The organism is Enterobacteriaceae endosymbiont of Donacia marginata (assembly GCF_012567685.1).
Classification (GTDB): domain Bacteria; phylum Pseudomonadota; class Gammaproteobacteria; order Enterobacterales; family Enterobacteriaceae.
On sequence record NZ_CP046184.1, the window covers coordinates 191439 to 202191 of the forward strand.

Consider the following 10753-nt stretch of genomic DNA (forward strand, 5'->3'; position numbering starts at 1 on the left):
ATTATTTTTAATCAAAAAATTTTTATTTTATTAATATACAATTAATTTTAATAAAAATATTTTTATTAAAAAATTTATATTTAAACTTTCTCTCTTTAAAAGAGAGATTTATATATATTTTATAAATTTTAAAAACTAAATTTATTTATAATTTAATTTATTTTTATCTCGTACTGCACCTTTATCTGCACTTGTTGCTAAAAAAGCATAAGCTTTAAGTGCTAAAGAAATCTTTCTTTTTCTCTTTAATAAAGGAGTATATGCTAACTTGCCTCTTTTTTCTTCTTCTTTTTTACGTTCATTTAATATAAAAGATGGAACTTCTAATTCGATAGATCTATTTGGGATATCAATTTTAATAATATCACCATCTTTTACTAATGCTATGATGCCTTTACTTGCAGCTTCAGGAGAAATATGACCTATAGATAGGCCTGAAGTTCCTCCAGAAAATCTTCCATCTGTAATTAAAGCACAATTTTTATCTAATTTCATTGATTTTAAATAAGATGTAGGATATAGCATTTCTTGCATTCCAGGACCACCTTTAGGTCCTTCATATCTTATTACAATAATATCTCCGGCAGAAATATTTTTATTTATAATTGCATATACTGCTGATTCTTGACTATCAAATACTTTTACTTTACCTACAAAAAATAATAATTTTTTATTTACACTAGCAGTTTTAACTACACATCCATCTTTAGCAAGATTACCATATAAAACAGCTAATCCACCATCTTTACTATAAGCATATTTATAGGAACGTATACACCCTTTTTGTCTATTTATATCTAAATCCCATATTTTATTTTGTATAAAAGGATATATTGTTTTTATATTACCAGGAGCTGATTGATAAAATTTTTTTATTTTATTACTATTTGTAATAGTTATATCATATTTATGGATAGTTTCTTCTAGTGTGAGTCCTAATATGTTTTTAACATCTTTATTTATTAATCCAATCTTATTTAATTCACTTAGAACACCAATTACTCCTCCTGATCTATGAAAATCTTCCATATAAAATTTATTTGTACTTGGAGAAACCATACATAACCATGGTGTATTTTTTGATAACTGATCAATTTTTTTTAAATTAAATTCTACTTTAGTTTCTTGTGATAAAGCTAACATATGTAAAATTGTATTTGTTGATCCACCCATAGCAATATCTAACATAGTTGCATTTTCAAATGCTTGTTGATTAATGATATTTTTAGGTAAAATATTAATTTCATTATTTAAATAATATTTTTTTGTAATTTCAACTATTTTATGTGCAGATTTTATACACAATTTTTTACGATTTATATGTGTAGATAATAAAGATCCATTTCCTGGTAATGCTAAACCTAAAGCTTCTACTAGACAATTCATTGAATTAGCTGTAAACATTCCAGAACAAGAACCACAAGTTGGACATGCATTTAATTCTATTTCTTTTATATATTTATCTGATTGTTCTAATTTACCTGATTCAACCATTGCATCTACTAAATCAATTTTTTTTATTTTTGTAGTTCCTTTGATATTAATTCTCCCAGCTTCCATTGGACCACCAGATATGAATACAGTAGGTATATTTAATCGTAAACTAGCCATTAACATTCCTGGCGTAATTTTATCACAATTAGATATACAAATCATAGAATCTGCACAATGTGCATTAATAACATATTCTATAGAATCTGCAATAAGTTCTCTAGAAGGTAAAGAATATAACATTCCGTTATGGCCCATAGCTATTCCATCATCTATAGCTATAGTATTAAATTCTTTTGGTACTCCTCCGTTATTTTTAATTTCATTAGCAATAATTTTGCTTAATGTTTGTAAATGTATATGTCCTGGAACAAATTGTGAGAAAGAATTAACTATAGCAATAATAGGTTTATTAAAATCTTCATCATTCATCCCTGTTGCTCTCCAAAGAGCTCTTGCACCAGCCATATTACGGCCTTTTGTTGTAATAAACGAACGAAAATTAGGCATATTTTTCTTTTTTTTAATTAGTAAAATAGTTATTTTTTAATATAATCTAACCAATTCCATTTATCTTTTATTTTCCCTGTTAATAAATATAGAAATTCTTTTTGTATATTTTTTGTTATTTGACCTCTTTTACCATTATTAATTAAGATATTATCTACACTACATACAGGAGTAATTTCAGCTGCTGTTCCTGTTAAAAAGATTTCGTCGGCTAAATATAAAGATTCTCTTAATATTAAACATTCTTTTATCTTAAGATTTAGATTTTTAGCTATTTTTAAAACTGAATCTCTGGTAATTCCTGGAAGGATTGATGAAGTAAGTGGAGGAGTAAATAAAATATTATTTTTAATTTTAAAAATATTTTCCCCAGATCCTTCTGAAACAAATCCTAAACTATCTAGCGCAATTCCTTCATCATATCCATTTCTTCTAGCTTCACTCCTAATTAATAAAGAAGATAAATAATTACCTCCTGCTTTTGCTAAACTAGGTATAGTATTAGGCTTAATCTTATTCCAAGAAGAAATCATAGTATTAATCCCATTTTTTTTTGCATTATTACCAAGATAATCTGTCCAAGGAAATGCACTAATCATCATATCTGTATAATATTTCTCAGGTGGATTAATGCCTAATCCTACATCTCCTATAAATACTAAAATCCTAATATATGCTTCATTAAGTTTATTAATATTAATTATATTATGAACAGCATTCATTATTTCTTGTATATTAAATTTTAATGGGAAACGATAAATTTTAGCAGAATTATATAAACGATTAATATGATCTTTATGACGGAAAATAGCTGGGCCCTTATATGATTTATAACATCTAATACCTTCAAAAACAGAAGTTCCATAATGTAATGCATGAGTCATAACACTAATTTTAGCATCTTCCCATTTTACAATATTACCATTTAACCAAATAAAATCTGCTTTTTTTATAGACATTATTACATTTCCTTATTTTGTATAATAATAATGTTATCATAAAATTTATGTGATTATTACTATATCTAATACATCTATTAATTTTTTGATTTGTTTAACTAAAAAATCTATAGATTTATAACTTTTTACTATTAATTTAAAATTAATTTTTTCTATTTTTTTTTTTACATTAATATTTATAGTTTTAATTAAAAATCTTCTATGACGAATAATTCTTATTATTCTTTCAATAATTTCAGGACTAATATTAGTTTTAATAAATAATTGATATTTATTCATTTAATTTGGCTCCATCATATGATCATTACTATATCCAGGAGGTACTAATGGCCATACATTATCACATTCATTAATTAAAACATGTAATATATAAGGTTTATTAATAGAAAAAATTTTTTTTAAACTTTTATTAATTTCATTTTCATAACTAATACTATGTCCTGAAATGCCAAAAGATTGAGCTAATTTTATAAAATCTGGATTATCATATAAAGTTGTTTCACTATATCTTTTTTTAAAAAAAAGTTCTTGCCATTGTCTTACCATCCCTAATCTTTTATTATCTAATAATATAATTTTTATAGGTAAATTTTTTCTTTTAATTGTACTTAATTCTTGAATATTCATTATAAATGATCCATCACCTGAAATACATATAACACTATTATTAGGTTTAGCAATTTGTGCCCCAATAGCAGCAGGTAATCCAAATCCCATAGTTCCTAATCCACTAGAAGTAATAAAATTTCTAGGATTTGAAAAAGTTATATGTTGTGCAGTCCACATCTGATGTTGTCCAACATCAGTAGTAATAATAGTTTTTTTATTTTTAATATCTGATAATTGTTTTAATAAGAAAGGAGCATAAATTTTATTATTTTTCACAAAAAAATTATACTTATAAGAATATTTTTTTTTTATTTTTTGTATATAATTCTGCCATTTTAAAATATTCTGAGGTTTTTTTAATAACGGTATTAAAAGATTTAAATCTCCTAATAATTCTACATTTACTTTACAAATTTTATTAATTTCAGCAGGATCTATATCCATATGGATAATTTTGGCATAAGGAGCAAATTTTTTTATATTACCTGTTACTCTATCATCAAATCTAGCTCCAATCGCTATTAATAAATCACATTTTTGAACTGTATAATTAGCTGCTTTATTTCCATGCATGCCTAACATCCCTAAATAATATGGATTTGTACTTTCTATGGTTCCTAATGCTTTTAATGTAACTACTGTAGGAATTTTAGAAATTTTCACAAATTTTCTTAATGTATAAACTGCATTACCTATATTTACCCCTCCTCCTATATATAATATAGGCATAGTGGATTTTTTTAATAAAAAATTAGCTTCTCTAATTTTTTTTTTTGAATATTTTTTTTTATTACCAAAAAATCTTTTTTTATTTTTTAATTTTATTATTTTTGGTAATTTAGATAATTGTATATCTTTTGGTATATCTATTAATACAGGCCCAGGTCTGTCAGATAATGCTATAAAAAAAGATTTTTTTATTATTTTAGATAATTCTAGTGATGAAGTTATTAAAAAACTATGTTTAGTACATGATAAAGACATGCCTATAATATCTATTTCTTGAAAAGCATCAGTCCCAATTAATGAGAGGGGGACTTGTCCTGTAATTGCAATAAGAGGTACAGAATCAACCATTGCATCTGCTAATCCTGTTATTAAATTAGTAGCTCCAGGTCCAGATGTTGCAATACAAACTCCTACTTTACCAGTAGCTCTAGCATATCCAATTGCTGCTATAGCGGCTCCTTGTTCATGTCTGCATAAAATATGTTCTATATCTCCATTATATAATGCATCATAAAGAGGCATAATAGCGCCACCAGGATATCCAAATACTGTTTTAACATTTTGTTTTTTTAATTCTTGAATTATACATTGTGCACCATTCATATTAAAACCTCTTTAAATGTTATAAAATAATATGCATAATTCAATTTAATTTATTTAAATTTTTTAAAATTTAAAAAATATGGTTTTTATTTTATTTTGATATGTTATTAAAATTTTTAAAAATTATATAAATATTACTTAATATATATTAAGTATATAAAAATATATATTTTTATTATTACTTTAATATAAATTTATTGAATTTTATTTTATATATTAAAAATATATTTGTTTAATTATTAACAGGGGTGGAGGGATTTGAACCCCCAACCATTGGTTTTGGAGACCAATATTCTACCAATTAAACTACACCCCTTAATATTTTATATTATATTACATTAAAATATATTTTGTAATATATATTAATTTATTAATTTAATTGATTCAATAAAAAAATATAATTAAATTATTAATTTAAATTTTATTTGTTAAATTTTTATAAAAAATATATTATAAATAAGTAATTTAAATTAATTTTTCTAAAATATTATATATTTTTATATAAATAGGAGAGGACAATATGACAGAATGGAGTATTGGTAAAATAAAAAAAATAAAATATTGGACAAAAAATTTATTTAGCATTATTTTAAATGCAAAAATTAATAATTTTTATGCAGGTCAATTTACAAAATTAGCATTAGAAATTAATAATAAAAAAATAAAAAGAGCTTATTCTTATATTAATTCTCCAAAAAATAAAAATTATGAATTTTATATTTCTAATATTTCAAAAGGTAAATTAAGTCCATATTTATTTAATTTAAAAATTAATGATAAAATTTTTATTTCTAAAAATTCATCAGGTATTTTTATTTTAAATAATATTAAATCTTGTGAAAATTTATGGATGTTATCCACAGGTACAGGAATTGGGCCTTATCTTTCAATATTACAAGATAATATGTGTTTTAAAAAATTTTCAAAAATAATTTTAGTCCATTCTATTAGATATATAGAAGATTTTAGTTATTTGCATTTATTAAAATTAATACAAAAAAAACATATGAATCAATTAATAATTCAAATTATTTTAACCAGAAATATTAATATAAATAACAATATTTTATATGGTTATATTCCTAATTTAATACAAAATGGAAAATTAGAAGAAAAAGTAGGGTTAAAAATTAATAATAATAGTCATGTAATGTTATGTGGTAATCCAGAAATGATTAAACAAACACAAAGTTTTTTAGAAAAAACTAGAAATTTATCTAAAAATTTAAAAAACCAAAATGGTAATATAACAACTGAAAGATATTGGTAAAATAAATTATAAAGAAAATAATATGAAAAAATTCTTAATTATTGCTAATTGGAAATTAAATGGTAATTATAAATTTATAAATAAAAATATAAATTTAATTAAAAAAAAAATAGATAATTTATTAAATTATTGTAATTTATCTATAGCCCCTCCTTTTGTATATTTAAGTTATATTAATAATTTTTTGAAAAATACATCTATATCTTTAACTGCACAGAATGTTGATATACATATAAAAGGATCTTTTACTGGTGAAATTTCAATTAAAATGTTAAAAGATATTGGAGTAAAATATGTAATAATTGGACATTCAGAAAGAAGATTATATCATAATGAAAATAATAATTCTATATCTAAAAAATTCATTTTAATTAAAAATAATGGGTTAATTCCAATTTTATGTATAGGAGAAACAGAAAAGCAAAAAAAACAAAATGAGACAGAAAAAATTTGTATTCAACAAATTGATAATATATTAGAAAATAGTAATATTAATATTTTAAATAAAACTATTATTGCTTATGAACCTATTTGGGCTATTGGTTCAGGAAAAAGTGCAAATATGAATGAAATACAAAAAGTTATTTTATATATTAAAAAATATATAGCATCTTTAAATCCTCAAATAGCAGAAAACATATATTTTGTATATGGTGGTTCTGTAAATTATTCTAACTTAGATATTTTTTTAAAAAAAAAAATCATTAATGGTTTTTTAGTAGGAAAAGCTTCTTTAACAACAGAAAATTTTATATCTTTAGTTAAAAAAGCTGAAAAAATAATAAGTTTATTAAATAATAGATCTTAACATTGGAAATAAAATAACATCTTTAATTGATTTTGTATCAGTAAATAACATAACTAATCTATCTATTCCTATGCCTAGCCCTGCTGTAGGAGGTAATCCATGTTCTAATGCTTCGATATAATCTTTATCATAAAAATTTTCATAAATATTTTTATTATTGTCTATATTTTTAAAATTTTGTTGTTCTTTAAATCTTTTTTCTTGTTCTTCAGGATCATTAAGTTCAGAAAACCCATTTGCTATTTCCATCCCACAAATAAAAAATTCAAATCTATCAGTAAATAAAGGATTTAAATCATTATTTCGTGATAGTGGAGAAATTTCAATAGGATATTCTGTAATAAATGTTGGTTCTATAATTTTATCTATAATTTTTTTTTCAAAAATTTCAAAAATAATTTTGCCTTGACTCCAATGTTTATTTATTTTAACATTTAATAAATTAGCAGTTTTTATTAATTCTTTATTATTTTTTAAATTTTCTAAAGAAAAATTAGGATAAAAATATATAATAGATTCTTTCATTGTTAATTTATTAAATTTTTTATTTAAATCAAAAATATAATTATTATATTTTAATAAATTATTTTTAAATGTTATTTTAAATATTTTTTTTAATAATTTTTCAAAAAAAATCATTAAATCTTTATAATTAGAATATGTTATATATAATTCCATCATAGTAAATTCAGGATTATGTTGAGTTGAAATTCCTTCATTTCTAAAATTTCTATTAATTTCGAAAATTTTATTAAAACCCCCTATTATAAGACGTTTTAAATAAAGTTCAGGAGCAATACGTAAATAAATATTTTTATTATAAGTGTTATGATGTGTTATAAATGGTCTGGCTAAAGCTCCTCCGGGGATATTATGCATCATAGGAGTTTCTACTTCAATAAAATCTTGTTTATTCATAAAATTACGAATGTTTAATATAATTTGTGACCTTTTTTTAAAAATATAACGTGTTTTTTTATTAACAATTAGATCTAAATATCTTTTTCTATATTTTATTTCTTTATCTTGTAATCCATGATATTTATCAGGTAATGGTCTAATTGCTTTTGTTAATAAATAAATTTTTTGACAAAAAATAGATAAAATATTAGTTTTAGTTTTAAAAATATAACCAATAATACCTATTATATCTCCAAGATCATATTTTTTTAAAAAAATTTTGTATATTTTTTGAGAAACTCCATTTTGAGATATATAAATTTGTATTTGCCCTGTATAATCTTGAATATTAATAAAAGAAGCTTTACCCATAATTCTTAAATTAACTATACGTCCTGCAATATTAAATAATTTTTTTTCTAAAAAAATATTTTTATCATTATATTTTTTATATATATCACATAATGAAATATTAATTTTAAAATTATTAGGAAAAACTATATTTTCATTTTTTCTTAATTCTGTTAATTTTTTATGTCGAAATGTTATTTCATTATTAGTAATATTATTTATATTTTTATTAAATTTTTTTTTATTTTTAGACATAATAAAATTATCCTATTATTATTTTTATTTATAAGCCTAATTTTAAACTAGCTTGAATAAATTTATCTAAATTACCATCAAGTACATACTGTACATCGTTAGTTTCTATACCTGTTCTTATATCTTTAATTTTTGAATTGTCTAAAATATAAGAACGTATTTGATAACCCCAACTAATATTAAATTTTTTTTTTTCTATTTTTTTCTTTATTTTTTTTTTTATATTATTTTGTAATTCATATAATTTAAATTTTATTTGCTTCATAGCTTGAATTTTATTTTTATGTTGTGATCTATTATTTTGACATTGTGTTACTATTCCTGTTGGAATATGTGTAATACGTACAGCAGATTCTGTCCGATTTACATGTTGACCACCTGCTCCAGAAGATCGATATACATCAATGCGTAAATCTTCTAAATTAATTAATATATTAATATCATCTTTAATTTCTGGATATATAAAAGTTGATGCAAAAGATGTATGTCTTCTTCCCGATGAACTAAAAGGACTTTTTCTAACTAAACGATGAATACCATTTTCTGTACGTAACCATCCAAAAGCATAATCACCTATAATGTGTAATGTAGATGATTTAATTCCTATAATTTCTCCTGGAGATTCATTTATTATTTTTACTTGAAATTTTTTTTTTTCTGCCCATTTTAGATACATTTTCATTATTATTTTTGCCCAATCTTGAGATTCTATACCACCTGATCCAGATTGGATATCAATAAAACAATTTTTTTTATCATTTTTTTGAATAAAAATTTTTTTAAATTCTAAATTATTTAGTTTTTTTTGGATATTAAATAATATTTTAATTGATTCTTCTAATATCTTTTTGTCATTAGTGTTAATTGCTAAATTAATTAATTCATTAATATCAATAATTTCTTGATTAATATAATCTAGAGACGATAATAAATTTTCAATATGTGTTTTTTTTTTATTCAAAGAAAATAAATAATTAAAATTATCCCAAATATCAGGATTTTTAAGTTGATTTTTTATTATTAATAATTTTTTTTTATATTTTGAATAATTAAAGAAACCCCCTAATAAAAATATTTTTTTTTTTTATTTTTTTTAATTTATTTTTTATTAAGTAAATTTCTAACATATTCCTCCTAATTATTTATTAAAAAAAAATTAATTAGATTTAATATAAAAAATTAATTTTAATAATTTTATTTATATTAAAGTTAATATATTTAAAATTGGTAGAAGTTAAAATAAATAATTATATTAATAAAAAAAATGGCCCTTGTTGGATTTGAACCAACGACCTAACGATTATGAGTCGTTTGCTCTAACCACTGAGCTAAAGGGCCATTAATATTAGATAGTATGATATAATTTTAAATTTATTTCAATTAAATTTATATTTTTTTTTAATTAAGTAAATAAAATTTATCTTTTCCTCTTAAAATATATAAAAGAATTAATGATGGATGTTTATCTAAAATTTCTTTAACTTTTTTTATATCAGCTGTACGTTTTCTATTAATCGATAATATTATATCATCTTTTTTTAAACCTATTATTGCAGCAGGAGAATTAGGTAATACTTTTATAACTTTAACCGCAGTATTTTTCCCTATTTTAAAAAATATATTTCGATTTTTTAAATCTGTATTAATTAAGTCACTTCCTTCAATGCCATAATACATCATATTTTTTGCAAAAGAATCATTATTACAATAATCATCCAATTTTATTTTTATATTTTTAAAAATACCTTTTCTTATAATTCCTAATTTAACAATAGTACCTCTCATAAAAGTACTTATTTTTGCTTTTAATAAAGAATAACTATTAACTTGTTTTCCATTTAACGATACAATAATATCACCAGGTTTTAATGGATTATTTTTAAATGGGACAATATCACGAATAAAAGTACCTTTACATAAATTCGAAATATTCATAACTTTAGCTAATTGAGGATCTAATTCAACTCCATAAATTCCTAAAGAACCTCTTATTATTTTTCCAAATTTAATAAATTGATTAACTAAACTAACAACAGTATTGCTAGGTATAGCAAAACCGATTCCAATATTACCTTCATTAGGTGTTAAAATAGCAGTATTAATTCCAATTAAATCTCCATTTAAATTAACTAATGCTCCACCAGAACTACCACGATTAATTGCAGCATCTGTTTGAATAAAATTTTCAAAGTTTTCAATATTAAGTCCTGTTCTTCCTAATCCAGATATAATTCCAGATGTTACAGTTTCACCTAAACCATATGGATT

General features: G+C 21.8%; 9 protein-coding genes and 2 tRNA genes. 2 read left to right on the forward strand and 9 right to left on the reverse strand.

What is annotated here, in order from left to right; all coding sequences use genetic code 11:
* Positions 1-141: 141 nt before the first annotated feature.
* From ilvD to GJU04_RS00950, 5 genes are all read right to left on the reverse strand, one after another.
* Positions 142-2001, reverse strand: coding sequence for a dihydroxy-acid dehydratase (gene ilvD / locus GJU04_RS00930; protein ID WP_168893036.1), 1860 nt, complete (start codon positions 1999-2001; stop codon positions 142-144).
* Between the two features lie 29 nt (positions 2002-2030).
* Positions 2031-2960: a branched-chain amino acid transaminase gene (locus GJU04_RS00935; RefSeq protein WP_168893037.1), complete on the reverse strand. Its 930-nt coding sequence runs from the start codon at positions 2958-2960 to the stop codon at positions 2031-2033.
* 45 nt (positions 2961-3005) lie between these two features.
* Positions 3006-3239 carry an acetolactate synthase 2 small subunit gene (gene ilvM / locus GJU04_RS00940; RefSeq protein ID WP_168893038.1) on the reverse strand — a complete coding sequence of 78 codons (234 nt, stop codon included), beginning with the start codon at positions 3237-3239 and terminating at the stop codon, positions 3006-3008.
* Positions 3240-4901: an acetolactate synthase 2 catalytic subunit gene (gene ilvG, locus GJU04_RS00945; protein ID WP_168893039.1), complete on the reverse strand. Its 1662-nt coding sequence runs from the start codon at positions 4899-4901 to the stop codon at positions 3240-3242.
* A gap of 243 nt (positions 4902-5144) precedes the next feature.
* Positions 5145-5217 (reverse strand) — tRNA-Trp (locus tag GJU04_RS00950).
* A 204-nt stretch (positions 5218-5421) separates the two neighbouring features.
* Here GJU04_RS00950 and GJU04_RS00955 point away from each other — a divergent pair.
* Together GJU04_RS00955 and tpiA are read left to right on the forward strand one after the other, a co-directional pair.
* Positions 5422-6171 carry an FAD-binding oxidoreductase gene (locus GJU04_RS00955; protein WP_168893040.1) on the forward strand — a complete coding sequence of 250 codons (750 nt, stop codon included), beginning with the start codon at positions 5422-5424 and terminating at the stop codon, positions 6169-6171.
* A gap of 22 nt (positions 6172-6193) precedes the next feature.
* Positions 6194-6979, forward strand: coding sequence for a triose-phosphate isomerase (tpiA, locus tag GJU04_RS00960; RefSeq protein WP_168893041.1), 786 nt, complete (start codon positions 6194-6196; stop codon positions 6977-6979).
* Here the strand turns inward: tpiA and lysS are convergent.
* The 4 genes from lysS to GJU04_RS00980 form a co-directional block, all read right to left on the reverse strand.
* Positions 6962-8485, reverse strand: a complete 1524-nt coding sequence (gene lysS / locus GJU04_RS00965) for a lysine--tRNA ligase (protein WP_168893042.1) — start codon at positions 8483-8485, stop codon at positions 6962-6964. The genes tpiA and lysS overlap by 18 nt on opposite strands.
* A 28-nt stretch (positions 8486-8513) precedes the next feature.
* Positions 8514-9612 (reverse strand): peptide chain release factor 2 gene (gene prfB / locus GJU04_RS00970; RefSeq protein WP_211080569.1). Its coding sequence is split into 2 segments (ribosomal slippage): positions 8514-9569 and positions 9571-9612, totalling 1098 coding nucleotides; the frame shifts between segments, so codons are not numbered across the junction.
* Positions 9613-9750: 138 nt separating this feature from the next.
* A tRNA-Ile gene (locus GJU04_RS00975) sits at positions 9751-9823 on the reverse strand.
* A gap of 60 nt (positions 9824-9883) precedes the next feature.
* Positions 9884-10753: PDZ domain-containing protein (locus GJU04_RS00980; RefSeq protein WP_168893044.1), on the reverse strand; the 870-nt coding region annotated here is incomplete at its 5' end.